Here is a 25270-nt window from a genome sequence, read left to right as displayed (position 1 = left end):
AATGCCTCCGTGTCCTCATCCGCTACAACGCCTGAGCCCATCCGGCCGGGTCGTCCGTCCCGGGGATCGCCTGGATCGCTTGCCACAGAATCAGAGCGTCGAGCCAACCGGCCTCAACGGGCCCGAGCGGCCGCACCGATTCGTACCCGGCGCGCAGCGTCTGACGAACGGCGGCCGGCGTCGGCCGCCAGTCGGTGAACCGCGTGCCCAGGTAAATGCTGGCCTTGGCTAAGTCGCTCACCCGGTGGTCCCACTGCATTTCGTCGAAGTCGAGCACTCCGATGATGTTCGATCCGCGCGTCAGAATGTTCGCCGCACGAAAGTCGTTGTGCACGAGCTGGGGCTCGTCGTCCAACTCCGGCAGGTTCGCCACCAGTTCCTTCAGCCGGTGCGAGGCCACCGGCGCCAGCCCTCGATCCTGGTGTGCGATCCATTCGACGATCCGCTCCGTCAGCCCCGCGACCCCAGCCGTCGTCAGCATCTGATCGACCGGGTTCGAACGAAGCGCCTCGTGCAGCTCGGCCAAACAGGCGCCCGCAGCCCAGACGGATGCCACGTCTTCCGGGTCGAGCCAGTCGCCCGACAGTTCCGGCAGCACGGCGATCGACAACGGACCGAGCGGTCCGTCCAGCATCACGCGATCGCGCCCATCCAACGCCGCGATCGGCGCCGCCACCGGCACCCCCTGCCGATCGAGCACACGCAACAACCGCGCTGAGGCCTCCAGATTCGCGAACCGCTCCTGAGACCGCGACCACTTCACCACGAACGGGCCGTGGCTGCTCTCCACCCACACAATGGCGTTGTGGTCACTGATCACCATCCGGCCGCATGCCACGACCGAGATCGCCCAGACCTCGTCGAGCACCTTCGAGACCCAGTCGCTGACGGCCGCGAATTCATCGAACCCGAAGCGCTCCCGCAATGCCTCCTTCGGCTCGACCTGCTCCCACAACATCGATAACCCCGGCGGCAACATTCGCCCATGGTACGAGAACGGGAGCGGTGCGCACTGCGTCGGCGCTCCGCGGGTCATGCGCTCGCTCCGGCAAGTCGCATGGTCGCCCCCGCCCTGGACGCGAACGCCGTGGCGCTAGCGCTGATGGTCTGCCGCATGACCTCGACGGCTGCGGTCGGCGCGACGTCCGCGGGGCGGGCAACGCTGATTGTCCGGTCGAGCGTCGGCGCCTCGAGCCGGACTGAACGCAGTCCAGGGCGATCGATGAGCACCATCGCAGGAACGATGGCGACGCCGAGCCCGCGCTCCACGAACCGCAGCGCCGCATCCATCTCCACTCCCTCGAGCACCACGTCGGGCGTGAGATCCGCCGCGCGGAACGCGGCATCGGTCGTGTTGCGCAGGTCGTAGCTCGGGCTCAAGACGATCTGCGGCAGCGCCGCGACATCCGCGAGCCCGATGGTGTCGTGAGGAGTGACCGGCGGTGCGTTGGCCGACGAGACCACCACGAGCTCTTCGATCAGCAGCGGGGTCACGGTGAATCGTTCAGCGGATGTCGCATCCGACGTCGTGATCAGAGCGAGGTCGAGCTCACCACCGGCGAGTTCGTCGAGCAACCGACGCGAGCCCTGCTCCGACAGGTGTAGCTCAATGGCGGGATATGCGGCATGGAACGCGCTGAGCACCTCGGCGACGAGGCTGATGCACAGGGTGGGCGTTGCGCCAAGTCGCACCCGTCCGCGCTCGAGGCCGGCCAGCTCGGCCAGCTCTCGTCGCACCGATTCCGCGTCGGCGAGCATGCGGCGCGCGAGCGGCAGCAGCGATTCGCCCGCAACCGTCAGGGTGCTCCCACCGCGAGCCCTGTGGAACAGCTCAGCGCCGAGATCCTGCTCGAGCGCCGCGATCTGGCGGCTCAGCGAGGGCTGGGCGAGGTACAGCTCCTCGGCGGCCCGGGTGAAGTTGCCGAACCGGGCCACCTCGACGAAGCTGCGCAGTTGTTCGAGGTTCATTTCAATAGCCTATGCGCATCGTCACCACGATTTATATGCATTGGAGTAATCGGATGCCGCTGCCTAGCGTTGAAGCATGAGCACCTCAGGCAGCACCACCTCAGAACGCCAGATCTCCACGACCGTCCTCGTGATCGGCACCGGCGGATCGGGTCTTCGCGCCGCCATCGAGCTCGCCGAGGCGGGGTCGACGTGCTCGCCCTGGGCAAGCGCCCCAAGTCCGACGCTCACACCTCGCTCGCGGCCGGCGGCATCAACGCGGCCCTCGCCACGATGGATGCCGACGACAGCTGGCAGCAGCACGCCGCCGACACGCTGAAGGAGAGCTATCTGCTCGCCAACCCGCACACGGTCGAGATCGTCACCTCGGGCGCCGCCCGCGGCATCGAAGACCTCGAGCGCTACGGCATGCCCTTCGCCCGCGAAGACGACGGCCGCATCTCGCAGCGCTTCTTCGGCGCTCACACCTACCGGCGCACGGCGTTCGCAGGCGACTACACGGGGCTCGAGATCCAGCGCACGCTGATCAACCGGGCCACTCAGCTGAACGTGCCGATCCTCGACACCGTTTACGTCACCCGCATCCTCGTCAACGACGACGGCGCGGTCTTCGGCGCCTACGGCTTCGACCTCGAAGACGGCACGCGCTACCTGATCCACGCCGACGCCATCATCCTCGCCGCCGGCGGTCACAACCGCATCTGGAGGCGCACCTCGTCGCGGCGCGACGAGAACACGGGCGACTCGTTCCGGCTCGCCGTCGAGGCGGGCGGGCGGCTGCGCGACCCCGAGCTCGTGCAGTTCCATCCCTCGGGCATCATCGAGCCCGAGAACGCTGCCGGCACCCTGATCAGCGAGGCGGCACGCGGTGAAGGCGGCATCCTCACGAACGGCCTCGGCGAGCGCTTCATGGCCCGCTACGACCCCGAGCGCATGGAGCTGTCGACGCGCGACCGCGTGGCCCTCGCTTGCTACACCGAGATCAAGGAGGGGCGCGGAACCCCCAATGGCGGTGTCTGGCTCGACGTCTCGCACCTGCCGCGCGAGACGATCATGAGCCGCCTCCCCCGCGTCTACCAGACCATGCTCGAACTGCAGATGCTCGACATCACGAAGTCGCCGATCGAGATCGCGCCGACCGCTCACTACTCGATGGGCGGCGTGTGGGTGCGGCCCGATGACCACGGAACGGATGTCCCGGGGCTCTACGCCATCGGCGAGGCATCCTCTGGGCTGCACGGCGCCAACCGCCTGGGCGGTAACTCGCTCATCGAGTTGCTGGTGTTCGGACGCATCGTGGGGCAGGCCGCGGCGGAGTACTCGCGCTCGCTCTCAGCGCAGCAGCGGTCGGCGGCAGCGGTGCAGGTCGCGCGCGGCGAGATCGCCTCACTTCTGGAGTCGGATGGCTCCGAGAACGTGCGCGCCCTGCAGCGCGCCATCCGCGACACCATGACCGAGCACGCCGGGGTGGTGCGCGACGAAACCGGCCTCCTCGCCGGCCTCGCCGAGCTCGACGCGATCGAGGCCCGCATAGGCGACATCGGGGTCCACCCCGACATCGCCGGCTACCAGGATCTGGCTCACGCCTTCGACCTCAAGTCGGCGGCGCTGGCCGCTCGCGCCACGCTGGAGGCGGCGCTCGAACGAAGGGAGACCCGCGGATGCCACAACCGCAGCGATTACCCCGAACTCGACGAGTCGCTGCAGGTGAACCTGGTCTGGTCGCCCTCGACGGGCGTCACACGCGAGGAGATCCCGCCCATCCCGGCCGAGATCGCGGCCCTCATGCGCGACGTGTCGACGGCTGGCAAGCTCGTCGAGTAGCTCGCAGCGCTGAAAGGCCGATGCACCGCGGCATCCGGCCCGTCTGCCCCCTGTCGGTAGTGCGGCATAGGCTCGCACCGTGGCCACCCTCGACGACCTGCGGCGCACCACCGTCGGGCTGCCCGGTAGCGAGGAGCGCGCGACGACGGGCGGCGCCGCTTGGTTCGTTCGCGGCAAGCTGTACGCGTGGGAGTGCCATCCTTGGCCGAGCGTCCCCGCAGACATCCGCGAGATCGTCGCGGCCGAGCTCGTGGTCGGGGTGAAGGTTGCCGACCCCCTCGACGCGCTCGCCCTCATCCAAATGGCGCCCAACGTGTTCCTGCGCACCACCACCCCATGGGGCGAGCCGAAGGTCGCGTTCCGCATGGCCGGCATCGACGACGGCCATCTCGCCGAACTTGTGACCGAAGCGTGGCGTGTACAGGCTCCGAAATATCTGCGGGGAGAGCTCGACAACGGTTCCTAGAGGATGGTCCCTGGAACTGTAGCCACCACGAACACTGCGGCGCGGAAGGCCACGCGCCCGAGTTGGGCGGAACAGCTGTCCCATAGGATGTCTCGGTGCCTCTCTTCGACCATCTCGGCATCTCCGTCCATGACCTGCCTCGCTCGATCGCACAGTTCGATCCGGTGATGCAGGCGCTTGGCTGCACGCGGCAGGATGCGGACGACTCAGTGTCGTGGTACCTGGGCGAGGAGGAGCTCATCCTCTTCCCCGCCCGCGAAGCAGACAGCGCGCCGCACCAGCACGGCCGGGTCGGTTGGCAACACCTCGCCTTCGCCGTCGATTCGCGCGCGGAGGTCGATCGCCTGCATGCGATCGCGCTCGGCGTGGGTTGGACCGCGGTGCGCGAGCCGAAGCTGTACCCACGGTTCAACGACCGCTACTACGCGTCTTTCGTCGAGGACGACAACGGCATCCGCATCGAGTTCATGCACAACCCGCCCCGGGAATCGTCCGCAGACTGAACTCGCGGTCCGCGTCCGCCAGACCAGCTGACGCAGGCTGCAGCGAGCGACGTCGCAACACTGCCAGATCTCTGCACGAAAGGCCGACATGCTGACCGACCTCGCACGAGAGTTCCTCTCGGAGTACCACCTCGCCACGCTCTCGACCCTCGACAGCCGTGGGCGCATCCACTCGGTGCCGGTCGGCATCACCTACCTCGACGGAATCGTGCGAGTGATCGGCAGCCGCGGCTCGCAGAAGTTCGTCAACGCCGAGCGCAGCGGTCGCGCCAGCGTCAACACCGTGGATGGGCGGCGCTGGATCAGCTTCGAAGGCCCGGCCCGCATCCGCACCGATCACGAGTCGATCGCTCTCGCCGTCGCGCTCTACGCCGCCCGCTACCGGCAGCCGCGACCGAATCCGAACCGGGTCGTGCTCGAGCTCACGGTCGAGCGAGTGCTGGGCTCTGCCGGGATGCGCGCGAGCGACGGCTGACGCCGCCGGGGTATCCAGCCGTTCGGCTTCACGACCTGCATGCGATGCAGGACCCGGCGTCGCTGTGGTCGTCGATGCCCGAGATCGGGATCAGCCCATGCTCAGGAGTGGTGCGCGGGGCATCCGAGGCGATCGCATACTCCTGCACGAGGTCTGACTCGCAATCGCTCCGACCACTACGCGGGCGACGCGGGCGCTGGGGCATCCAGTGCCAGCTTCACGCCCACCGCGCCAAGAAGGGTTCCGGTGACCCAGCGCTGCCAGCGGATCCACGTGGGCTTGCGCTGAAGAAACACCGCGATCGACCCCGCCGTGAGAATGATCGCCCCATTCACGACCATGGCCACCGCGATCTGAATAGCTCCCAGCTGGAACCCCTGGGCGACCACGTGGCCGGCGGCTTGATCGACGAACTGAGGAATCAGCGCCAGATACATCAGCGCGGCCTTCGGATTCAGCAGGTTCGTCACCAGCCCCATGCGGAAGAGCTTGCCTGCGGAATCTCGAGGGAGGTCACGGGTCTCGAACAGGGCCATGCCACCCGGGCGGAGCGTCTTGTACGCCAGCCAGAGCAAGTACATCGCACCCGCCACTTTCAGCGCGGTGTAGAGCCAGGGAACCACGATGAACACCGCAGCGAGCCCGAGGTTCGCCATCGTCATGTAGACGACGAAGCCGACAGCGGTGCCGGCCATCGACACCATGCCGGCGCGCCAGCCCTGGCTGACACTGCGGGAGACCAGGTAGACCATGTTCGGTCCGGGAGTGAGGGCCATCCCCAATTCGACAAGGGCGATGCCCAAGGCAGCGGCAAGCGTGATCAAGATGGCCCCTTCGTGCGACGGATGAAGCGGGCATCTTCTTTGACGCGCAGTCTCTCCACCGTATGGCACGAGCCGGCGCGTCCGTGGCGGAGCCCCCGTCGCCGGATGACCGGCGGTACGGCTCAGGACCCCCGGCTCGCGCGGCGTTCCAGGGCTTCGATGACCGTCTCGGCGATATCGATGTCGTAGAGCCTCTCGACGCTCTGGAACCCGCCGGGACTCTCCGCGTTGATCTCCACCACCTGGCTGCCGATCACGTCGATGCCCACGAGGAACATGCCATCGGCGACGAGCTTGTCGCCCATCGCTTCGACGATGCCGAGCTCGACCTCACCGACTTCGAGGGGCACCGACCGACCGCCGGTGCTGATGTTGGCGCGCGGGTCATTGCCCGTGGGCACGCGTCGGAAGGCGGCCGGCCTGCCGTCGCGCTCGAGGATGCGGCCCTCCAGCAGGAAGATTCGGGCATCGCCGTCCTCGGCTCCGTCGATGAACTCCTGGATGATGGCGTAGCCGTCCTGCAGGACCGCCTCTGTCATCTGCGCAAGGTTGGTCTCTCCCGGGCCCTCGATCATGAAGACGTTGCGTCCCTTGGCTCCGTACAACGGTTTGACGACGCAGTGGCCGACTTCGTCGACGAACCGCTCGATCGCCTCCGGATTTCGTGTCACCAGCGACCGTGGTCGGATCTTCTCGGGGAACTCCTCGAGGTAGAGCTTGCTGGTCGCTCGACGGAGGATGTTCGGGTCGTTGACAACCGTCACACCTCGGTCCGCGAGCATCTGTCCGAACACCACGCCCATCGGGCTGGCCCACGGGCGCTCCTGCAGGTCGTCGATCGACTCGTTGCGCAGGAAGAGCGCATCCAGGTCGTCCATGATGATCCGCTCGGCTTCGCGCGCCTTGATCCTCTCCATGAAGCTCGCGAGGGTGTCATCGCTCTTCCACTTCGCGGCGCGAGCCATGGCCGCGAACAGCCCGTCGCTGCTGCCGAGCTCGAGGTCCCCGACGCCGACATACCAGGTCTCGTGCCCGCCTCTGGCTGCCGCCCTGGCGAGTCGGGTGGTCGCGTACTCATCCAGCTCGGTGTCAACGTCGTTGACGAGAAATGCGAGTTTCATGCCGCCACGTCTCCCTCGTAGAGGTCGGTGACCGTCGCGCCCGCGCGCAGCCTCTCCAGACGCTCTTGCGCACCGGGCACGTCAAGCCAGCGTGGCCGAACCCACGGCGCGTGGAGCACGTCGCGGTCGAGCAGGTCCTGCACCAGTGGGATGTGGTCCAACGCGAGCTTGCCGACGAGCAAGACGTCGAGGCGGCTGCCCTCGGCGAGGGCGTCGAGGATGCGCGTGATCCCGCGCAGGTAGATCGCGTCCTTCACGAAACCGCCCCCGACGACGACCCGGATGGCGATGGACCACGCGGTCCGTGCCGGTATGCGGTGGTCGGCCCGCAGCGACTCGAAGATGTCCAGGAAGCCGGCGCCGTCGAGCATCTTGCCGACCGCGACCACTCGCGCCGCGAGCACGCGCAGCCGCCGCGGGTCCAATCCGCCGGTCAGGTACTCGGCGAGCACGGCGAGGCCCTCCTGGGTCTCGTCGTAGCCGGGCAGGCCGATGGTCAGCATCGTCAGTGGCTGCCGGGCACCGTTCTGGTAGGTGACCACGTGGGTGCCGACCTCGTGGTGCAGCAACGCCTCGACCCGGTCGGCCCGGAAGACGGCGGACTCCGGGATGAGCAGGCGGCCGAACGACACCATCAGCTCGGAGATGTCGTCCCGTACCTCGACGCGGACCGGGAAGTCCGGGTACACGGCGCGGTAGCGCTCGAACTCCGCACGGGCCGCGTCGGCGAACGCCCCGGCCGTGACGGTCTGGGTGCTGGGCGCCTGCGGGGGGATGGTCTCGAGCAGCTCCTCCGCCGCCGCGGCCAGCGGAGGGGCCACCGTTCCGTAGAGCTGGAGTGACCCGTACAGGAACCGTGACGTGTCGCGGTCCTCCAACGCGGTGATCTGCCGGGCGATCTCGTCCCTCTTCGCCCGGAAGAGTGTGTGCAGCGCCGGGTCGTCCACGTTCTCGATCTCGAGGTCGTACAGGTCACGCTGCGCCAGGTCGGGGTCGAAATCCAACGGCCGCAGCCGCAGCGCGGGGGCCGTGCCGAAGTCACTGCGTTCGAAGTCCGCCCACGCCTCCGCCGCGTTGAGTGGCGTGACGTTGACGAGCAGGTTCACGCGGCTCTCGATCTCGGTGAGCCGGGCGTCGATGTCGAGTGCGGGCGCCAACTGTTCGGTCGGTGATGCCATTTCACGAGCATACTCACGCGTTGTCGGCCCAACCCCTCGCACGGTCCGAGCTTCTTCGTCCCGGCGGTGCCACCGGCGCGGATACGCCGTGGAGACCGCGCGAGACGAGATCGCGTCACTTCACGTGCGGCGCGGCGTCCACCCCGACGGCAGCGGGCCCTCGATTGCGGCCCGTTCCCGGTCGGCCTCCGCCGACCATCCCTGCGCGGCATCCGTCGCATCGAAGCCACCGCGCGCGACGCGGAACCCGACGTCTTGGTGGTGCATCCGTGGAGCGCCGCCCCGCCGGGTCGACGCCCTGACGCTCCAGGCGTCATCGGCGAACCCGCCGCCGCGGAACACACGATAGGCGTCGTAGCGGGCGGGATCGAGCAGGTCCCAGCACCACTCCCACACGTTGCCGAGGGTGTCGAAGAGCCCATTGAGATTCGGATGCTTCCCGCCGACGTCTTGCGGTGCGGTCACGCCGTCGGCGCTCGTCCAGGCGACCTCGTCGAGCGGGCCGTAGTGCGGGCGCGTCGATCCCGCCCGGCACGCGAACTCCCACTCCGCCTCGGTCGGCAGGCGGTACCCGTCGGCGTCGACGTGCCACGTGACGTCTTCGCCATCGAAGGTGTAGACGGGGTCGAGTCCCTCCCACTCGGATGCCGCGTTGCAGAACCGGATCGCACGCAGCCAACTGACACCCGTGGCGGGCCGGCGGGGATGCGACGCCGTCTCCCCGATCATCTCGGCCAGCTGCTCCTGCGTCACCGCGTACACCCCGATCTCGAACGGCTCGAGGTCGACGCTCCACCGCACCTTGCGGCGCGCGTCGTGCAGCGTGACGGCGCCGGCCGCGATCCGCGCCAGCTCGATGTCGGTGGTCATCTGGGCAGCTTCGCCTTCATTCACGCTCAGAGCAAACCGGCGGCACGGCGCAGGTTCCAGTCTTCGGACTCCGACCAACGATCGATGATCCGTCGTGCGCGCGTCGCGTCCGGTTCCTCCAACCGATCGAGCAGCGGACTGACGACGTCGATGGCGAGTGGGTCGACGAGCTCAAGGACACGCGCGTCGCGAAGGAACTGCTCGACCCGGGTGAGGTCGCTCCCTTGTAGCACCGCCAGAAAGCGCTGCAGGAGGATTATCGCCGCGAGCCGGCGCTCGTACACCGGCTGCGACCACAACTCCGACGCGAGCGCCGTGACCTCGTCGTGTGACATCCCGGGATACCGTCGATCTGCGTCACGAACCGCGCCGCGCACCGCGCCGACCGAGGCGCCGTAAAACTTCAGGCCGACCCCGATCCGGTCAGCGTCCGCATCCGCCCGCACCTCAGTGCCCTCGGCCTGGAGGATGCGGTCGATGAACTCGGCCGGTTCCGTCATGCTTCGATTCTCGGTCACCGGGGTCCACCCCGACCTCGACACAAACGTCCTCTTGCAAACGCTGATCTGTTCCCAGCCGATTGCCGACGACTACCGTTCGCGGTTGCCCCGGTGTGCGTCCCGTAGGCGGATCGTTCAGAGAGGCGGTTCGTACTTGTTCCCGTGAGTCTCGCGGATCGGGTGGGTGTCGTAGATGAGGTCGAGGTAGGTGACCTTGTCGCCGCCATCTGGTGCGAATGAGAACAAGTCCATCACCTTGAAGGTGATCAGAGATCCGTCTCTGACCGTCCAGTCGTACTGGAAGTACGCGACGGCGCGCCTCATATCGCCTTCGCTGAGAAAAACGTCGATGGGTGTGATGACGTTCGTTTCCGACGCCTGGCCGAGCCGGTCAAAGAAGGGCTCGGCAGGCATTTCACCTAAGAAGGGGGACCGCACGGTCCCCTCGGGCGCGAACAAGCCCACGATGGTCGCGTAGTCGCTACGGCCGAGCGCTTCCATGTAGGTGTGCAACACGTTCGCGTATGACTGCATGACCACGTTCCTTTGAAGGTCGCTCGGATCCTGCCACTCTATTGGCCGCCCACGAGGGGCACCACCGCAGGTGAATGGAGAGTCCGTGACCGGGCGTTTGGCTATCGCGGGTCTGAAACTCGCGGACGACTGTCTCAAAGTCTTCGTGATCCTGCGGTCTGTGCCGGGTTCCGCTGAGCTTCGCGTGGATTGCGCCGTGTGCGCGAAGCTCGTCGGCGATGGCTTCATACTCCGCGTTCCACGCGCCCGTGACCACAAGCGTTGGGACGGTGGAAAAGACGTCGGTCGGGATCCGGTGGCCCCAGGGAGCTTCCAGCGCTGCGAAGAACGCGGCGCGTGGGCGCTCGGCGGGCCAGTTCGCCGGATCTGCTGGCCCGCCGAACATGAGCGGACGCACAATGTCCCAATAGCCCGCCAGGTCCCCGGCTCGGGCGAGCTCCCGAGCGCGAGACATCACCTCGATGTGACGTTCGACGGCATCGTGGCCTCGGGCGAGGTCATACAACGCGGGTTCAACGAGGACGAGATCACGGACTCGGATGTCTCCTGTTGCCGCGGCAAGGACCGCGGATATCGCTCCGAGCGAGTGTGCGACCACCGTGACGGGCTCCGCAGGCGCCACTCGAGCGAGTTCCTCCACCTTCGCATGGACCGACGCGCCGGGCTCGAAGGACGCGAACACCGCGTCCCGTTCCTCGGCGAAAGGCCACGCCTGGTGACCCGTCCGTCCCGCTCCGGGAATGTACAAGCGCATCCGGCGATCCTAGCGACGGTCCGGGAGCTCGGTTCGCGATGTCGCACTAGCCGGTCCCGCGGCGGCCAGCCGGTGAACGCAGCGCTGTACGGGTCGCAGCGTGCATCTCGCGGGCTGGCCATTCTCGTAGCACCCGCCCGCGAAAGTGCCCGGTGAAGCCGCCTCAAACGCTACAAGCGCAACGCGCTCATCCACTGCGATCTCCGAGGCCGACTCCCAGCAGCAGCAGGCCCAGAACGCCAACGTGATGCTGCCGGGAGTTCGGACGCCTCGTTAGACCAACTACCGCGATGTCTCGCCTAGAAGTCCCAGTCCTCATCCTCAGTGACCACGGCCTTGCCGATCACGTACGACGACCCAGACCCCGAGAAGAAGTCGTGGTTCTCGTCGGCGTTCGGGGAGAGTGCCGAGAGGATTGCCGGGTTCACGTCGGTGACCGACGAGGGGAACATCGACTCGTAGCCGAGGTTCATGAGGGCCTTGTTGGCGTTGTAGTGCAGGAACTTCTTGACGTCTTCGGTCAGGCCGACGCCGTCGTAGAGGTCTTGCGTGTACTGCACCTCGTTGTCGTAGAGCTCGTAGAGCAGCGAGAACGTGTAGTCCTTCAGCTCATCGCGCTTGGCCTGGTCGACCCGCTCGAGTCCCTTCTGGAACTTGTAGCCGATGTAGTAGCCGTGCACGGCCTCGTCGCGGATGATGAGGCGAATGAGGTCAGCCGTGTTGGTGAGCTTCGCCCGCGACGACCAGTACATGGGCAGGTAGAAGCCCGAGTAGAACAGGAAGCTCTCGAGCAGCGTCGAGGCGACCTTGCGCTTCAGGGGCTCGTCGCCACGGTAGTACTCCATGACGATCGCAGCCTTCTTCTGCAGGTTCTCGTTCTCGACCGACCAGCGGAAGGCGTCGTCGATGTCCTTCGTCGAGCACAGCGTCGAGAAGATCGACGAGTAGCTCTTCGCGTGCACCGACTCCATGAACGCGATGTTCGTGTACACCGCCTCTTCGTGCGGGGTGATCGCGTCAGGGATGAGCGAGACCGCGCCGACCGTGCCCTGGATCGTGTCGAGCAGCGTCAGCCCGGTGAACACGCGCATCGTCAGCGTCTGCTCTTCGGGCGTGAGCGTGTTCCACGACTGCACGTCGTTCGACAGCGGCACCTTCTCGGGCAGCCAGAAGTTGTTGACGAGCCGGTTCCAGACGTCGACGTCTTTCTCGTCTTGGATCTTGTTCCAGTTGATCGCGTTGACGTGGGATACGAGCTTGAGCTTGCCGCCGACGTGTGCCGGGTCATTCTGTGCCGAGTTGACCGGGTCTGTGAGAGTCATTTCAATCCTTCTGACGGATGTCTCGAGTTGATGTAATCAGTTTGGAAGCCTGAGGATTACTCACTACAACATGCACGAGACGCACATCTCCAGCTCCGTGCCTTCAAGCGCCATCTGCCGCAGGCGGATGTAGTAGATGGTCTTGATGCCCTTCTTCCACGCGTAGATCTGCGCGCGGTTGATGTCGCGCGTCGTCGCCGTGTCTTTGAAGAACAGCGTGAGCGAGAGGCCCTGGTCGACGTGCTGCGTCGCCGCGGCGTAGGTGTCGATGACCTTCTCGTAGCCGATCTCGTAGGCGTCTTGGTAGTACTCGAGGTTGTCGTTCGTCATGAACGCCGCCGGGTAGTAGACGCGGCCGATCTTGCCTTCCTTGCGGATCTCGATCTTCGACGCGATCGGGTGGATCGACGCCGTCGAGTTGTTGATGTACGAGATCGACCCGGTGGGCGGCACGGCCTGCAGGTTCTGGTTGTAGATGCCGTGCTCCTGCACCGAGGCCTTGAGCTCGCGCCAGTCCTGCTGCGTCGGGATGTGGACACCGGATGCCTCGAACAGCCCGGCGACCTTCGAGGTTTCGGGCACCCACGCGGCATCCGTGTACTTGTCGAAGAACTCACCCGACGCGTACTTGGAGTCGGCGAAGCCGTCGAAGGTCTCGCCGCGCTCGATCGAGATGCGGTTCGACGCCCGCAGCGCGTGGAACAGCACCGTGTAGAAGTAGATGTTCGTGAAGTCGATGCCCTCTTCGCTGCCGTAGAAGATGCGCTCGCGGGCGAGGTAGCCGTGCAGGTTCATCTGGCCGAGGCCGATGGCGTGCGACTTGTCGTTGCCGTCTTCGATCGAGCGCACCGACGTGATGTGGCTCTGGTTCGACACCGAGGTGAGTCCGCGGATGGCGGTCTCGACGGTCTTGCCGAAGTCGGGCGAGTCCATGGTGAGGGCGATGTTCAGCGAACCGAGGTTGCAGCTGATGTCTTTGCCGATGACGTTGTACGAGAGGTCTTCGTTGTACGTGGTCGGCGTGTTCACCTGCAGGATCTCGGAGCACAGGTTCGACATGTTGATGCGGCCCTTGATGGGGTTGGCCTTGTTCACCGTGTCTTCGAACACGATGTAGGGGTATCCGCTCTCGAACTGGATCTCGGCGAGGGTCTGGAAGAACTCGCGCGCGTTGATCTTCGTCTTCTTGATGCGGCCGTCGTCGACCATGGCGCGGTAGTTCTCGCTGATCGGCACATCGCCGAACGGCTTGCCGTAGACCTTCTCGACGTCGTACGGCGAGAAGAGGTACATGTCTTCGTTGTTCTTCGCGAGCTCGAACGTGATGTCGGGCACGACCACGCCGAGGCTCAGCGTCTTGATGCGGATCTTCTCGTCGGCGTTCTCACGCTTGGTGTCGAGGAAGCGCAGGATGTCGGGGTGGTGCGCGCTGAGGTACACGGCGCCGGCGCCCTGGCGTGCGCCGAGCTGGTTGGCGTAGCTGAAGCTGTCTTCGAGGAGCTTCATGACGGGGATGATGCCCGAGGACTGGTTCTCGATCTGCTTGATGGGCGCACCGGCTTCACGGATGTTGCTGAGCGACAGTGCCACACCGCCACCGCGCTTCGAGAGCTGGAGCGCCGAGTTGATGCCGCGGGCGATCGACTCCATGTTGTCTTCGATGCGGAGCAGGAAGCACGAGACGAGCTCGCCGCGCTGCGCCTTGCCCGTGTTGAGGAACGTGGGGGTGGCCGGCTGGAAGCGGCCGCCGATGATCTCTTCGACGAGGTCGACGGCGAGCTGCTCGTCGCCCTGCGCGAGGCCGAGCGCGGTCATGACGACGCGGTCTTCGAAGCGCTCGAGGTAGCGCTTGCCGTCGAACGTCTTGAGCGTGTAGCTCGTGTAGTACTTGAACGCGCCGAGGAAGGTCTCGAAGCGGAACTTCTTCGAGTAGGCGAGGTCGTTGAGCTTCTGGATGAACTCGAACGAGTACTGGTCGAGCACGGCCTGCTCGTAGTACTCCTTCTCGACGAGGTAGTCGAGGCGCTCTTTCAGCGAGTGGAAGAAGACGGTGTTCTGGTTGACGTGCTGCAGGAAGTACTCGCGCGCCGCTTCACGGTCTTTCTCGAACTGGATCTCGCCGTTCGGACCGTAGAGGTTGAGCATCGCGTTGAGCGAGTGGTAATCCATCGCCGTGCGAGGTGCCTCGATCACTGAGACACCGTCTGCAATTGCTGAGTTCGCCAAAATGCGTCCAATCCATCGTTGACGGCGCGAACGTCGTCAGGGGTTCCGAATACTTCGAAGCGGTAGAGGTGTGGCACGTGGCACTTCGCGGCGATGACGTCGCCGGCGAGGCCGAAGGCCGTACCGAAGTTGGTGTTGCCGGCGCTGATCACGCCGCGGATGAGGGCACGGTTGTGCGGGTCGTTGAGGAAGCGGATGACCTGCTTGGGCACGGCGCCGTGCCCGTCGCCGCCACCGTAGGTGGGAACGACGAGCACATACGGTTCGTCGACCGTGAGCGCTTCGTCACGCGCGTACAACGGGATGCGGGTCGCTGCGCGACCGAGCTTCGCGATGAATCGTTGCGTGTTGCCCGAAACGCTCGAGAAGTAGACCAGGTTCGTCATGGTTCATCCTTCGCGTTGCGTTCTCTTCCGGCTGCTCCCCCGAGCGGCCGGAGGGCCGCTATGCGAGGCGTGAGGCGAGTTCGTCGATCTTGTCGGGGCGGAAACCGGACCAGTGGCCTTCGTCGGTGATGACGACCGGCGCCTGCAGGTAACCGAGCTCTTTGACCTGCGCGAGGGCGTTCTCATCGACAGAGAGGTCGAGCACTTCGTACTCGATGCCCTTGCTGTCGAGGGCACGATACGTGGCGTTGCACTGCACGCACGAAGGCTTCGTGTAAACCGTAACCGTCATTGTCTTCCCCTCGTTCTCCGGGCTCCCGAGGGAGCTCGCCCCCAGTACCTCACTGGACTTCTAATACTACATCTAGTGCCTGCGGAACAGAACTGGCACAACATGCTGTAGTTACATTCGTGTAGTTATCCACCGGGTTCTCCACCGGCTGTGCACAACGGATGTCGCGACGATCGGCGGATTCTCGCGGGTGGCCCCGAGGTTATCCACATGCGGCGAGCTGGAAAACTCTTCGCCTGTGGACGGATGCCGGGCGTGTCGCGGCGTGTTGCCTGCCACGATCCCTTGGGCCTGCTCGACCCGCCGACCCCTACATATGGTGTTGTGACTCCAACGATGCCACCACCCACTGACATTCCTGCCGGCGTCGCGCCGGCGGTCGAGTAGCCCGCGAAGCGGGCGTATCGAGTCCCCCGGCCACGCCACACGGCCACCGTCCGATGCGGACGTCGGACGGGCTGGGTAGCCTGACCCCGAGCAGGAGGAAGGACTCGACGATGACCCTGTACGCGACATCCGCCGACGGCACCCGCATCGCCTATGAAGAGGAGGGCTCCGGGCCGCCCGTGATCATCGTCCACGGGGCGATGCAGTTCCGCGCGTTCGATCCCACGACGGCCGAGATGGCGACGATGCTTGCGTCGCATGGCTTCACGGTCGTCAACTACGACCGGCGCGGGCGCGGCGAGAGCCCGGCGGATGGCCCGATCACGCTCGCGCAGACGCTCGACGACCTGCGCGCGATCATCGCCGCGGTGACCGAGGGAGCCGACGACGCGGTCGCCCTGTTCGGCAGCTCGTCGGGCGGTGCGATCTCGCTCGCGGCTGCGGCATCCGGGCTCCCGATCTCGAAGCTCGTCCTCTGGGAGGTACCGCTCGACGAGGAGCTCGGCTCGCAGGGCGCCGAGTTCCTCGCGGGCTTGCGCGAGCGCATCGCCGCCGGCGACGGCGACGCCACGATCGAGTACTTCATGAAGGACATGCCGCGCGAATGGCTCGATGGTGCGAAGGCGAGCCCCGGCTGGCCGATCATGACTGCGCTTGGCCCGAGCCTCGAGCCAGACTCCGAGGCGCTCGAGTGGACGCAGAGCGCGCCGCGCGCCGAGCTCTGGCGCGACATCACGCAGCCGACCCTCGCGCTCGTCGGTGAGGAGACCCTCGACTTCATGGGGCCGGCGGCCGACTCGATGGTCGCGGCGCTGCCGAACGCCGAGAAGCGCGTCATCCCGGCATCCGATCACACCTGGGAGCCGCGGCGCATGGCGCTCACGATCGCGGAGTTCCTCGTCGACTGACCCGCGCTGATCGCCGATGTGAAAGCTGACGTGTCAACCAACCGTCGGGTAGTCTCGAGAGCATGTCTGAGGTGTCCGAGATCGACGAGGCCGAGTGGGCGCTCTGGAGCGGCTTCGTAGCCATGCACAACCACTTGGCACGCGAGCTCGACCGTCGGCTGCAACGCGACGCGGGCATCTCGCAAGGCGACTACGGCGTTCTGCTCACGCTTTTCAAGGCTCCTGAGCATCAGCTTCGACCGAGTGCCCTCGGCGAGAAGATCGGCTGGGAAAAGAGCCGAGTGTCGCACCAGCTCACGCGCATGGCGACCCGCGGGCTCGTCGAGCGCGTCGAGCACGACACCGACGCCCGCGGCACGCTCGTCGTGCTCACGAAGGCAGGTCGCCTCGCCCTGCTTAAAGCGATGCGCGATCACGCGATGGCGATTCGCAGTCTCTTCCTCGACCAGCTCGAGCCCCACGAGAAGCGGGCGCTGGCGGATGTCTCGTCCCGCGTGCTCGGCCGCCTCGCCCCTCCGGTGGTTGAGTAGCGCCGACCGCCCTCAGCTCTTCGCGTCCTTCGCGGCGGCCTTGGCCGCTTGCTTCGTGGCACGCACCTTGACGAGCGACTCGGGGTCGACGATGTCGGCGACTGAGCGATACACGCCGTCTTCGCCATAGTGACCGGCGGCCTCGCGCCATCCGCTCGCCTTCAATCCCAGCTGCTTGCCGAGCAGCGCCAGGAAGATCTTCGCCTTCTGCTCGCCGAAGCCGGGCAGCGCCTTCAGCCGTCGCAGCACCTCGGCGCCGTCGGGGTCGCCTTGCGTCCAGATGGCGGATGCGTCGTCGCCCCAGTCGTCGCGAACGGCCGCCGCGAGCGCCTGCACCCGGCCCGCCATCGAGCCGGGGAAACGGTGCACCGCCGGGGTCTGTTTGAACACGTCGACGAACGCGTCGGGGTCGTAGTCGGCGATCGCCGCCGGGTCGATCGTGCCGATGCGCTGGCGGATCTTCTCAGGACCAGCGAAGGCGGATTCCATCGGCACCTGCTGGTCGAGCAGCATGCCCGTAAGCAGTGCGAACGCGTCGTTGCCGAGCAGCTCGTCGGCCGCCGTATCTCCCGTGATGTTCAGCGCCATGGGGTCAATCTTGGCAGTTCGGGTGTGGTTTCGATACGCGGCCGGCTTCGCCGGGCGCTACTCAACCAACGGCCGTCGGGGGTCGGTGCCACGATGAAGCAGATCGCCACTCGAGAAGGAGAGCACGCCCCATGGACTGGAAGATCGAACTCATCTTCGTGCCCGTCACCGACGTCGACCGCGCGAAGGACTTCTACGTGAACAAGCTCGGCTTCAACGCCGACCATGACCAGCGGGTCTCCGAGACGCTGCGCTTCGTGCAGTGCACGCCGCCCGGCTCGGCCTGCTCGATCGCGTTCGGCGAGGGCATCGGCGGCACGCTGCAGCCAGGCCAGCAGGACTCGATCCAGGTCGTCATCCCCGACGCCGACGCCGTGCTCGCCGATCTCCGCGCCAAGGGAGTCGAGGCCGAGGGCGTCGACGAGCAGCCGTGGGGCCGCTTCGTCACTGTGAACGATCCCGACGGCAACAAGTGGACCCTGCAGCAGTTGCCCGATTACTCGCAGCAGTAAGCGAGCGGATGCCGCGGAGACGAGCGCGTCAATTCGCGACAATGTCGGCTCGAATCGGGCTCCGGATGTCGCGAATCGACGCGCTCGCGGCGCCGGGCGGCGCGGTGCCCGGCGCCGCCCGGCCCCCTGGTTCACGTGTGTGGTTTCGATACGCGGCCGGCTTCGCCGGGCGCTACTCAACCATCCGAAAGTGCGCTTGCGGTCGGAATGCGTGCGGCATTCCGACATCAAGCGCACTCTCGATGGAGGGCGAGTCCGACAGACGCTCTGGAGGACCTTCTCTCTCGAAAACCGGTAGACAAGTCGACGAATCGACCGATTCTGCAGAGGACGATTCTCTTGGGCGCGATCGTGGTGCCTGGGGTCCTCGCTTCGTTCGAGCCGCTGACCCTCTCGTTGATCCTCGCGTACCCCCTGGCGTTCGTGACGACCCTCCTCCTCGGGGGCCGCTGGGCGAGGAGCCCGGCTGGCGCGGCTTCGCCCTCCCCCGCTTGATGCGGCGGCACGGCCCACTTCTCGGCGGCACCATCCTCGGCGTCCTGTGAGCGGCGCCGTGCGCTGCTCAACCACCGAGCGTGCGCGTGGTGGTTTCGATACGCGGCCGGCTGCGCCGGGCGCTACTCGACCACCGGGCGCCGAGAGTGCGCTTGGTGTCGGAATGCGCGCGGCATTCCGACACGAAGCGCACTCTCGATGTGGCTGGCGACGCCCCGACGCCCAAGGTCGGCCCGCCGGAGGCGGCGTCGGGCGGTGCCCGCCCTCAGGGGGTGAGGGCGACGCGATCCCGGCTCGGGGCGGACGTGCTCGCCCGCACGATGAGGTCGGGCACGCTCGGCTCGGGCACGAGCCGCTCGTCGTCGCCGAGCACGCCGAGCACCCCGGCCATGGCGGCACGGCCGAGCGCGTCGAAGTCCTGCCGCACGGTCGTGAGCGGCGGGGCGACGTAGGCCGCCTCGGGGATGTCGTCGAAGCCCACGAGGCTCACATCATGGGGCACCGAGAGGCCCGCCTCGGCGAGCGCGTGCACCACGCCGATCGCCATCTGGTCGTTTGACACGAACACCGCGGTCATCTCGGCGTCGCGGGCGAGCATTCGGCCGTGCACATAACCGCTCCCAGGCGTCCAGTCGCCGAGCAACGGCTCGCGAGCCGGCAGTCCGTGCTCGGCGAGCGCGGCCGACCAGCCGCGCATGCGCTCGGCGGCGTCCATCGCGTTGGGTGGTCCGCCGAGGTGCCGGATCTCGCGGTGGCCCAGGCTGACGAGGTGGTCGACGGCGAGGCGCGCGCCGGCGTACTGGTCGAGCCAGACCCGGTGCATTCCGCCGCGATCCTCGGATGCGACCGCGATGATCGGCACGCCGAGTTCGATGCCGTCGAGCGCGTCGAGCGCCGCACGTTGCGCCGCGATGAGCACGATCGCCTCGACGTTCTGCCGCACGAGCAGCTCGGCCGCCGAGCGCATGACCGCGGCATCCGTCTCGAGCATGCTCGCGGTGATCACCGAGTATCGGGCGTCGCGCGCAGCCTCGTTGAAGTGCAGCGCGGTGCTCGACGGTCCGTAGTCGGGCGCGCCGGTGACGATCAGGCCGAGAGTGCGGGTGCGGCGGGTGACGAGTGCGCGGGCGGCCGGTGAAGGCACGTAGCGCAGCTGCTTGATCGCCTGCTCGACTCGCGCGCGAGTCGCGGGGCGCACGTTCGGCAGGTCGTTGAGCACACGCGACACGGTCTGATGCGACACGCCTGCGAGTCGCGCGACGTCGAAGATCGTCGCGACGCGCCCCTTGTCGTCCCGGTCGCTCACTCGCTGCTGCGCTCCTGCCTCGCGCCCCCGGCGCGTCCACTACCGTCGATTATGCTGCCCACAGTTCCCCGGGCCGGGAGGCTCAGCGCCTTCGGGCCGTAAGCACCTTCTGCAAGATGATGAACACGAGCAGCAGTGCGCCGATGAAGATCCTCGTCCACCACGACGAGAGGGTGCCCTCGAACGTGATGATGGTCTGGATCACACCGAGCGTGAGAACGACGAAGGGCCGGATGCCTCGCGGCATCCGGCCCTTCACTGTGCCGGCCGTCGTGACGACGCGGAGCCCGGCGGCTAGGTATGCCGCTTCGAGGTCACCGCGCGCTGCAACAGCACGAAGACCAGCAGGATGCCGCCCGTGATGATCGTCGTCATTTCGGGCGGGATGCCGCCGTCGCGCGTGATCAGCACATTCATGAGCCCGAGCACGAGGGCGCCGATCACCGAGCCGAGCACGTAGCCGTAGCCGCCGGTGAGCAGCGTGCCGCCGATCACGGTCGCGGCGATCGCGTCGAGCTCCCAGCCGATGCCGGTGATGTTCTGCGCGATGCCGAGACGCGAGGTGTAGACGACGGCGGCGACGCCCGAGAGCGTGCCGCTGATGACGTACACGAGCACCTTGGTGCGCGGCACGGCGAGGCCCATGAGCGCCGACGAGCTCTCGGAGCCGCCGATCGCGTACACGGTGCGCCCGGTGCGCGTGCGATGCAGCACGAAGAAGGCGGCGAGCACGACGAGCAGCGCGATCACGACACCGGGCGTGACCACCACGTCGTTCACCTTCTCGCCGTCGACGACCTTGAACTGCTCGCCGAGCCATCGGATCGGCGAATCCTCGGGAAGCCGCTCGGGCTGGGTGCTGAGCAGCGCCGCGAGGCCCCGCCCGAGGAACATCATCGCGAGCGTCGCGATGAACGGCTGCACGTTGAAGTACTGGATCAGGATGCCGCTGGCCAGGCCGAACACCGTGCCGATGAGGATCATCAGCACGATCACGACGAGCGGATCCCAGCCGGCGTTGGAGAGCATGACCCCGGCGACGCTCGAGAGCGCGATGATCGAGCCGACCGACAGGTCGATGCCGCCCGTGAGGATCACGAACGTCATGGCCACCGCGAGGATGATGAGGTGCGCGTTGTTGATGAGCAGGTTCGACAGCGTGTTGGCCTGCACGATGCGGCCGTAGGCCACTTCGCCGTAGATCACCATGCCGATGAAGATGACGATCGCCGCGACGGTCGGCAGCACCGACGGGTTCGATGCGACGACGCGCTTCACGCGCGCTACGAGCTTCGAGACTGCGGATGCCTCGGCCGACGAGTCGGCCCGAGGGGTCTGCACGGCGGTCATGCCGTCACCTCCTGGTTCTCCTGCTTCACCGGAGCCGGGCTCGGTGTCATCCGCCCCTGGGGGGGCCTGCGCCGTTGCACGAACCAGCTGCGCACGCGTTCGGACTGCAGGAGGCACAGCACGACGATCACGATCGCCTTGAACGCCGGGGTGGCAGACGACGAGATGCCGAGGAAGACGATGGTCTTGTCGAGCGTCGCGATGAGCAGGCCGCCGACGACCGCGCCGCCGATCGAGAACTTGCCGCCGGCGAGCGAGGTGCCGCCGATGACGACGGCGAGGATCGCGTCGAGTTCCATCTGGTAGCCAGTGCGAGAGACGTCGACCGTCATCACGGTGCCGACCGACATGATGCCGGCGATGCCGGCGAGCACCGCGCTCAGGATGTAGACGGTGAGCAGCAGGCCGTTCGGCTTGATGCCCGCCATGCGGCTCGCCTTCGGGTTGATGCCGATCGCCTCGATCATGAGGCCGAGCGCGCTACGGCGAACCACGAAGCCGACGACGAGCACGATCAGGATCGCGAGGAGGAAGACGACGGGAAGGCCGATGACGAACCCGTTCGCGATCCAGCGGAACGGGTCGTTCGTGGCCGAGGTGTTCTGCCCCTCGGTGATCACCTTCGCGATACCGCGACCGGCGAGCATCATGATGAGCGTGCTGATGAACGGCTGCAGGCCGACGTAGGCCACCAGCACGCCATTCACCGCGCCGAGCACCGCGCTGACGAGCAGGGCGAGGCCGATCGCGCCGAGTGCGGCGCCGAGCGAGCCCGACTCCCCAGCCTCTTTCATGAACACCATCGCGACGGCGCCCGAGACGGCCATCACCGAGCCGACCGAGAGGTCGATGCCACCGGTCGCGATGACGAGCGACATGCCGACCGCGATCATCAGGATCGGCGCGGAGGCCCGCAGGATGTCGACGACGTTGCCGACGAGGTTGCCGTTGACCGGATTGATCGAGAGCGCGAGGTAGTTGGGGTCTTTCAGCACGTTCAGGGCGAGCAGCGCGACGATGGCGATCAGCCCCCAGAAGAACGGCTTGCGAATGAGTTCGCGCAGCCATGACCATCGAGCATCGGTGCTCATGATTCCTCCTTCGCCAGGGCGAGCGCATGCGCGCTCGCCTGCCGGCTGTCGCTCGGGTGCAGACCTGCTTCGGCATCGATGATGCCACTGTGCGCGGCCGCCTCGACACCATGTGCCGCGATGACGTCGACGACCTGCTGCGCGGTGACCGTCGGGCCGTTCACGATCTCGCCGATCTTCTGGTGGTCCTTGAGCACGATGATCCGCTCGCTCAGGCGCACGACCTCCTCGAGTTCGGAGGAGATGAACACGACCGAGACGCCGTCTTCGGCGAGTGCCGCGACGGCCTCTTGGATCTCGGCCTTCGCGCCGACGTCGATGCCGCGCGTCGGTTCGTCGAGGATCAGCAGCTCGGGCGTGGTCGCGAGCCAGCGGCCGAGCAGCACCTTCTGCTGGTTGCCGCCCGAGAGGTTCTTGATCAGCCGATTCGGGTCGGCCGGCCGCACGTTGAGCGCGGTGATGTACTTCTCGACGAGTTCGTCCTGCTCTTTGCGCGGGATGGGCCGGGCCCATCCGCGCTCGGCCTGCACCGCGAGGATCATGTTCTCTCGAACGGTCAGGTCGCCGATGATGCCCTCGTCGCGACGGTTCTCGGTCGAGAATGCGATGCGCTTGCCGAGGCCATCGGCCGGGCTCTTGATGTCGACACGTGCGCCGTGCAGGGTGATCTCGCCCTCGTCAGTGCGGTCGGCGCCGTAGAGCAGTCGGGCGAGCTCGGTGCGACCCGAGCCGAGCAGACCGGCGAAGCCGATCACCTCGCCGCGGTGGATGTCGAGATCGGTGGGCTCGATGGAGCCGCGCCGGCCGATGCCCTTCGCCGAGAGCAGCGGCTCTTCGACGGCGTAGTCGCGCTCCTCGGCTCGACGGTTGCCGCCGAGCGACGAGAGCGTGCTGAGATCTTTGCCGATCATCTTGGAGATCAGCTCGTGGCGGTCGAGTTCGCGCGTGAGGTACTCGCCCTCGTAACGGCCGTTGCGCAGGATGGTGAGCCGATCGCTGATCGCGTAGATCTGATCGAGGAAGTGCGACACGAACAGGATCGCGACGCCTTGGTCGCGCAGCACCCGCATCACGCGGAAGAGCCCCTCGACCTCGGCCGCGTCGAGGCTCGACGTCGGCTCGTCGAGAATGAGCACCTTCGCCTTGACGGCCATCGCGCGGCTGATCGCGACGAGCTGCTGGAGCGCGATCGAGAGGGTCGACAGCGGCTTGTGCGTGTCGAGGTGCTCGAGGCCGAGCGTCGCGAGCGCTTCCGTCGCGGCCGTGTGGGTGGCTCGCCAGTTGACGCCGAACGCCCCGCGCACCTCGTGGCCGAGCATCACGTTCTCGCCGATGGAGAGGTTGGTGACGAGATTGACCTCTTGGTAGACGGTCGAGATGCCCGCGCTCTGCGCGTCGCCGGTGCCGTGGAACTGGCGCTCCTGGCCGGCGACGACGATGGAGCCGCCATCGATCTTGTAGACACCCGTGAGCGCTTTGATGAGCGTCGACTTGCCGGCGCCGTTCTCGCCCATCAAGGCGTGGATCTCGCCCTGGAAGAGGCGGAAGTCCACGCCATCCAGCGCCTTGACGCCCGGGAATTCGATCGAGATGTCGCGCATCTCGATGTGGGGCAGTGCTTCAGTCATGGCACTCGCATTTCTGTGCTCCGGCCGCATCGACGCGGTCGGCCGTTCTGTGGACGACGATGCGGGGCCGCTGTGGCAGCCGGCCCCGCACCTCAGTTGCCGTTCGCCGCGAGTGCGGCGTGGCGACCGTCAGTACTTGCGGTCGGCGAGCACGGCCTGCGCTGCCTCGGCAGAGTCGAACGCCTCGCTCGGTACGATGATGTACGACTCGACCGAATCGCCGGCGAGCGCCTTCTCGACGACCTCGAGCGCGGTCTCACCGAACAGCGGGTTGTACTCGTGCACGTAGCTGAGCTGGCCGTCGGCGAGCGCCTCCATGGCTGACTTCGTGCCGTCGATGGTCGCGATCTTGATGTCGACGCCCGGCGTGAGGCCGGCCTCTTCGGCTGCCTGCGCGGCGCCGAGGCCCATCTCGTCGTTCTGAGCGAAGATCAGCTGGATGTTGTTGCCGTTCGCCTTGAGCAGCGTCTCGGTGACGCTCTTGCCCTCTTCGGCCGACCAGTTCGCGGTCTGCGCGGCGACCTGCACGAGCTTCGAGCCCTCGACCGACTCGTTCCAGCCCTCATTGCGCTCGTTGACCACGCCGACGCCGGCGGGGCCCTCGAGGGTGATGTAGTTGCCGCCATCGGGGAACTGCTCGGCGGCCCAGGCGCCGACCTCCTTGGCGACCTCGACGTTGTCGGGGGCGATGCGGGTGACGTAGAGGCTCGTGTCTTCGGGCTCGATGCCGCGGTCGAGCAGGATCACGGGGATCTCGGCCTCCTGCGCACGAGCGAGCGAGTCCTCCCAGCCGGATGCCTCGGTGGCCGAGAGCAGGATCACGTCGACGCCCTCGTCGACGAACGACGTGAATGCGTCGATCTGCGACTTCTGGTCGAGGTTCGTGGCCGGCGCGTACTTCAGGTCGAAGCCGGCATCCTTCGTGAACGTGTCCTGGATGTTCGTCTCGTTCGCCTCGCGCCATGCACCCTCGGGGCCCACCGCGACGAATCCGACCGTGGTGAGGTCGCCCTCTCCGCCGCCCGAACCGCTGGCGCCGCTCGAGCACGCGGCGAGGCCGATGCTGATCGCGCCGACGGCCGCCAGGCCGAGGATCTTCGTGAATCGCCTCTGAACTGACATGTGATCTCCTCCTTGAGATCCGGCACTGCTGCCGGCTTCTACCCGCTCTCGCGGGCTGTGTGTGTGATTGCAGCTCCGCTCGATGCGTGCCGCTCCGAGCATGTTACCGG

The 25270-nt window shown here is 66.8% G+C and carries 25 protein-coding genes and 1 pseudogene; 7 read left to right on the top strand and 19 right to left on the bottom strand.

Annotated elements, in window-relative coordinates:
• Positions 1 to 22: 22 nt before the first annotated feature.
• Both QFZ29_RS01830 and QFZ29_RS01825 read right to left on the bottom strand, forming a co-directional pair.
• Positions 23 to 979, bottom strand: a complete 957-nt coding sequence (locus QFZ29_RS01830; RefSeq protein ID WP_306892531.1) for a phosphotransferase — start codon at positions 977 to 979, stop codon at positions 23 to 25.
• A gap of 53 nt (positions 980 to 1032) precedes the next feature.
• On the bottom strand, positions 1033 to 1968 hold the full coding sequence (locus QFZ29_RS01825; RefSeq protein WP_306892530.1) for a LysR family transcriptional regulator: 936 nt from the start codon (positions 1966 to 1968) through the stop codon (positions 1033 to 1035).
• Between the two features lie 76 nt (positions 1969 to 2044).
• Between QFZ29_RS01825 and QFZ29_RS01820 the strand changes: the two are divergent.
• The 4 genes and pseudogenes from QFZ29_RS01820 to QFZ29_RS01805 all read left to right on the top strand — a co-directional run bounded on the left by QFZ29_RS01820 (position 2045) and on the right by QFZ29_RS01805 (position 5236).
• A pseudogene (locus QFZ29_RS01820) lies at positions 2045 to 3792 on the top strand (L-aspartate oxidase).
• Between the two features lie 79 nt (positions 3793 to 3871).
• Positions 3872 to 4258: an MmcQ/YjbR family DNA-binding protein gene (locus QFZ29_RS01815; RefSeq protein ID WP_306892529.1), complete on the top strand. Its 387-nt coding sequence runs from the start codon at positions 3872 to 3874 to the stop codon at positions 4256 to 4258.
• Between the two features lie 95 nt (positions 4259 to 4353).
• Positions 4354 to 4761: a VOC family protein gene (locus QFZ29_RS01810; RefSeq protein ID WP_306892528.1), complete on the top strand. Its 408-nt coding sequence runs from the start codon at positions 4354 to 4356 to the stop codon at positions 4759 to 4761.
• A gap of 88 nt (positions 4762 to 4849) precedes the next feature.
• Positions 4850 to 5236, top strand: a complete 387-nt coding sequence (locus tag QFZ29_RS01805) for a pyridoxamine 5'-phosphate oxidase family protein (RefSeq protein WP_306892527.1) — start codon at positions 4850 to 4852, stop codon at positions 5234 to 5236.
• Positions 5237 to 5412: 176 nt separating this feature from the next.
• Here QFZ29_RS01805 and QFZ29_RS01800 read toward each other — a convergent pair whose 3' ends face one another.
• From QFZ29_RS01800 to nrdH, 10 genes are all read right to left on the bottom strand, one after another.
• The gene (locus QFZ29_RS01800) at positions 5413 to 6060 is read right to left on the bottom strand and encodes a LysE family translocator (RefSeq protein ID WP_306892526.1); all 648 of its coding nucleotides are present in this window, start codon (positions 6058 to 6060) and stop codon (positions 5413 to 5415) included.
• A 122-nt stretch (positions 6061 to 6182) separates the two neighbouring features.
• Positions 6183 to 7181 (bottom strand): glutathione synthase, encoded by a 999-nt coding sequence (locus tag QFZ29_RS01795; protein WP_306892524.1) that lies wholly within the window; start codon positions 7179 to 7181, stop codon positions 6183 to 6185.
• Complete coding sequence (locus QFZ29_RS01790) at positions 7178 to 8359, bottom strand: flavohemoglobin expression-modulating QEGLA motif protein (RefSeq protein ID WP_306892523.1); 1182 nt, start codon at positions 8357 to 8359, stop codon at positions 7178 to 7180. The genes QFZ29_RS01795 and QFZ29_RS01790 overlap by 4 nt, the downstream gene beginning before the upstream one ends.
• Before the next feature lie 120 nt (positions 8360 to 8479).
• Entirely contained in the window at positions 8480 to 9229 is a 750-nt protein-coding gene (locus tag QFZ29_RS01785; RefSeq protein WP_306892522.1) for a formylglycine-generating enzyme family protein, read from the bottom strand.
• A 26-nt stretch (positions 9230 to 9255) separates the two neighbouring features.
• Positions 9256 to 9729 carry a DNA alkylation repair protein gene (locus QFZ29_RS01780; RefSeq protein ID WP_306892521.1) on the bottom strand — a complete coding sequence of 158 codons (474 nt, stop codon included), beginning with the start codon at positions 9727 to 9729 and terminating at the stop codon, positions 9256 to 9258.
• Positions 9730 to 9864: 135 nt separating this feature from the next.
• Positions 9865 to 10263 carry a nuclear transport factor 2 family protein gene (locus QFZ29_RS01775; protein WP_306892520.1) on the bottom strand — a complete coding sequence of 133 codons (399 nt, stop codon included), beginning with the start codon at positions 10261 to 10263 and terminating at the stop codon, positions 9865 to 9867.
• A gap of 1053 nt (positions 10264 to 11316) precedes the next feature.
• Positions 11317 to 12339 carry a class 1b ribonucleoside-diphosphate reductase subunit beta gene (gene nrdF / locus QFZ29_RS01770; protein WP_129519652.1) on the bottom strand — a complete coding sequence of 341 codons (1023 nt, stop codon included), beginning with the start codon at positions 12337 to 12339 and terminating at the stop codon, positions 11317 to 11319.
• Between the two features lie 63 nt (positions 12340 to 12402).
• Positions 12403 to 14508, bottom strand: coding sequence for a class 1b ribonucleoside-diphosphate reductase subunit alpha (gene nrdE / locus QFZ29_RS01765; protein WP_306896570.1), 2106 nt, complete (start codon positions 14506 to 14508; stop codon positions 12403 to 12405).
• Between the two features lie 20 nt (positions 14509 to 14528).
• Positions 14529 to 14951 carry a class Ib ribonucleoside-diphosphate reductase assembly flavoprotein NrdI gene (gene nrdI, locus QFZ29_RS01760; RefSeq protein WP_306892519.1) on the bottom strand — a complete coding sequence of 141 codons (423 nt, stop codon included), beginning with the start codon at positions 14949 to 14951 and terminating at the stop codon, positions 14529 to 14531.
• A gap of 58 nt (positions 14952 to 15009) precedes the next feature.
• Positions 15010 to 15243 (bottom strand): glutaredoxin-like protein NrdH, encoded by a 234-nt coding sequence (gene nrdH, locus QFZ29_RS01755; RefSeq protein WP_026481845.1) that lies wholly within the window; start codon positions 15241 to 15243, stop codon positions 15010 to 15012.
• Positions 15244 to 15740: 497 nt separating this feature from the next.
• On the opposite strand from nrdH, the gene QFZ29_RS01750 reads away from it, so the two are divergent.
• Entirely contained in the window at positions 15741 to 16538 is a 798-nt protein-coding gene (locus QFZ29_RS01750; protein ID WP_306892518.1) for an alpha/beta fold hydrolase, read from the top strand.
• Positions 16539 to 16600: 62 nt separating this feature from the next.
• Complete coding sequence (locus QFZ29_RS01745; protein WP_306892517.1) at positions 16601 to 17068, top strand: MarR family winged helix-turn-helix transcriptional regulator; 468 nt, start codon at positions 16601 to 16603, stop codon at positions 17066 to 17068.
• 12 nt (positions 17069 to 17080) lie between these two features.
• On the opposite strand, the gene QFZ29_RS01740 is transcribed toward QFZ29_RS01745, so the two are convergent.
• Entirely contained in the window at positions 17081 to 17656 is a 576-nt protein-coding gene (locus QFZ29_RS01740) for an HhH-GPD-type base excision DNA repair protein (RefSeq protein ID WP_306892516.1), read from the bottom strand.
• Positions 17657 to 17787: 131 nt separating this feature from the next.
• Between QFZ29_RS01740 and QFZ29_RS01735 the strand changes: the two genes are divergently transcribed.
• A complete protein-coding gene (locus QFZ29_RS01735) occupies positions 17788 to 18168 on the top strand; it encodes a glyoxalase superfamily protein (RefSeq protein ID WP_306892515.1) in 381 nt (126 codons plus the stop codon).
• 760 nt (positions 18169 to 18928) lie between these two features.
• Here QFZ29_RS01735 and QFZ29_RS01730 read toward each other — a convergent pair.
• The 6 genes from QFZ29_RS01730 to QFZ29_RS01705 form a co-directional block, all read right to left on the bottom strand.
• Positions 18929 to 19969 (bottom strand): LacI family DNA-binding transcriptional regulator, encoded by a 1041-nt coding sequence (locus QFZ29_RS01730; protein WP_306892514.1) that lies wholly within the window; start codon positions 19967 to 19969, stop codon positions 18929 to 18931.
• Between the two features lie 82 nt (positions 19970 to 20051).
• Positions 20052 to 20216 (bottom strand): hypothetical protein, encoded by a 165-nt coding sequence (locus tag QFZ29_RS01725; protein ID WP_306892513.1) that lies wholly within the window; start codon positions 20214 to 20216, stop codon positions 20052 to 20054.
• 47 nt (positions 20217 to 20263) lie between these two features.
• Positions 20264 to 21319, bottom strand: coding sequence for an ABC transporter permease (locus QFZ29_RS01720; RefSeq protein WP_306892512.1), 1056 nt, complete (start codon positions 21317 to 21319; stop codon positions 20264 to 20266).
• The gene (locus tag QFZ29_RS01715) at positions 21316 to 22410 is read right to left on the bottom strand and encodes an ABC transporter permease (RefSeq protein WP_022891368.1); all 1095 of its coding nucleotides are present in this window, start codon (positions 22408 to 22410) and stop codon (positions 21316 to 21318) included. Before QFZ29_RS01715 ends, QFZ29_RS01720 begins: the two co-directional genes overlap by 4 nt.
• Positions 22407 to 24038: a sugar ABC transporter ATP-binding protein gene (locus tag QFZ29_RS01710; protein ID WP_306892511.1), complete on the bottom strand. Its 1632-nt coding sequence runs from the start codon at positions 24036 to 24038 to the stop codon at positions 22407 to 22409. The genes QFZ29_RS01715 and QFZ29_RS01710 overlap by 4 nt, the downstream gene beginning before the upstream one ends.
• Before the next feature lie 129 nt (positions 24039 to 24167).
• Positions 24168 to 25160 carry a substrate-binding domain-containing protein gene (locus tag QFZ29_RS01705; protein WP_306892510.1) on the bottom strand — a complete coding sequence of 331 codons (993 nt, stop codon included), beginning with the start codon at positions 25158 to 25160 and terminating at the stop codon, positions 24168 to 24170.
• Between the last annotated feature and the right edge of the window lie 110 nt (positions 25161 to 25270).

Origin of the sequence: Agromyces albus (assembly GCF_030815405.1) — a bacterium.
GTDB lineage: Bacteria > Actinomycetota > Actinomycetes > Actinomycetales > Microbacteriaceae > Agromyces > Agromyces albus_A.
The sequence above is the reverse complement of the archived record's forward strand: the minus strand, read 5'-3'. Positions and strand labels throughout refer to the sequence as shown.

Excerpts from the sequence above, each read along its gene's own strand:
- QFZ29_RS01830 (WP_306892531.1), bottom strand. The coding sequence starts at position 979 with ATGTTGCCGCCGGGGTTATCGATGTTGTGGGAGCAGGTCGAGCCGAAG.
- QFZ29_RS01825 (WP_306892530.1), bottom strand. The coding sequence starts at position 1,968 with ATGAACCTCGAACAACTGCGCAGCTTCGTCGAGGTGGCCCGGTTCGGC.
- QFZ29_RS01805 (WP_306892527.1), top strand. The coding sequence starts at position 4,850 with ATGCTGACCGACCTCGCACGAGAGTTCCTCTCGGAGTACCACCTCGCC.
- QFZ29_RS01795 (WP_306892524.1), bottom strand. The coding sequence starts at position 7,181 with ATGAAACTCGCATTTCTCGTCAACGACGTTGACACCGAGCTGGATGAG.
- QFZ29_RS01790 (WP_306892523.1), bottom strand. The coding sequence starts at position 8,359 with ATGGCATCACCGACCGAACAGTTGGCGCCCGCACTCGACATCGACGCC.
- QFZ29_RS01785 (WP_306892522.1), bottom strand. The coding sequence starts at position 9,229 with ATGACCACCGACATCGAGCTGGCGCGGATCGCGGCCGGCGCCGTCACG.
- QFZ29_RS01780 (WP_306892521.1), bottom strand. The coding sequence starts at position 9,729 with ATGACGGAACCGGCCGAGTTCATCGACCGCATCCTCCAGGCCGAGGGC.
- QFZ29_RS01775 (WP_306892520.1), bottom strand. The coding sequence starts at position 10,263 with ATGCAGTCATACGCGAACGTGTTGCACACCTACATGGAAGCGCTCGGC.
- nrdF (WP_129519652.1), bottom strand. The coding sequence starts at position 12,339 with ATGACTCTCACAGACCCGGTCAACTCGGCACAGAATGACCCGGCACAC.
- nrdE (WP_306896570.1), bottom strand. The coding sequence starts at position 14,508 with ATGGATTACCACTCGCTCAACGCGATGCTCAACCTCTACGGTCCGAAC.
- nrdI (WP_306892519.1), bottom strand. The coding sequence starts at position 14,951 with ATGACGAACCTGGTCTACTTCTCGAGCGTTTCGGGCAACACGCAACGA.
- nrdH (WP_026481845.1), bottom strand. The coding sequence starts at position 15,243 with ATGACGGTTACGGTTTACACGAAGCCTTCGTGCGTGCAGTGCAACGCC.
- QFZ29_RS01750 (WP_306892518.1), top strand. The coding sequence starts at position 15,741 with ATGACCCTGTACGCGACATCCGCCGACGGCACCCGCATCGCCTATGAA.
- QFZ29_RS01745 (WP_306892517.1), top strand. The coding sequence starts at position 16,601 with ATGTCTGAGGTGTCCGAGATCGACGAGGCCGAGTGGGCGCTCTGGAGC.
- QFZ29_RS01740 (WP_306892516.1), bottom strand. The coding sequence starts at position 17,656 with ATGGCGCTGAACATCACGGGAGATACGGCGGCCGACGAGCTGCTCGGC.
- QFZ29_RS01735 (WP_306892515.1), top strand. The coding sequence starts at position 17,788 with ATGGACTGGAAGATCGAACTCATCTTCGTGCCCGTCACCGACGTCGAC.
- QFZ29_RS01725 (WP_306892513.1), bottom strand. The coding sequence starts at position 20,216 with ATGCCGCGAGGCATCCGGCCCTTCGTCGTTCTCACGCTCGGTGTGATC.
- QFZ29_RS01720 (WP_306892512.1), bottom strand. The coding sequence starts at position 21,319 with ATGACCGCCGTGCAGACCCCTCGGGCCGACTCGTCGGCCGAGGCATCC.
- QFZ29_RS01715 (WP_022891368.1), bottom strand. The coding sequence starts at position 22,410 with ATGAGCACCGATGCTCGATGGTCATGGCTGCGCGAACTCATTCGCAAG.
- QFZ29_RS01710 (WP_306892511.1), bottom strand. The coding sequence starts at position 24,038 with ATGACTGAAGCACTGCCCCACATCGAGATGCGCGACATCTCGATCGAA.
- QFZ29_RS01705 (WP_306892510.1), bottom strand. The coding sequence starts at position 25,160 with ATGTCAGTTCAGAGGCGATTCACGAAGATCCTCGGCCTGGCGGCCGTC.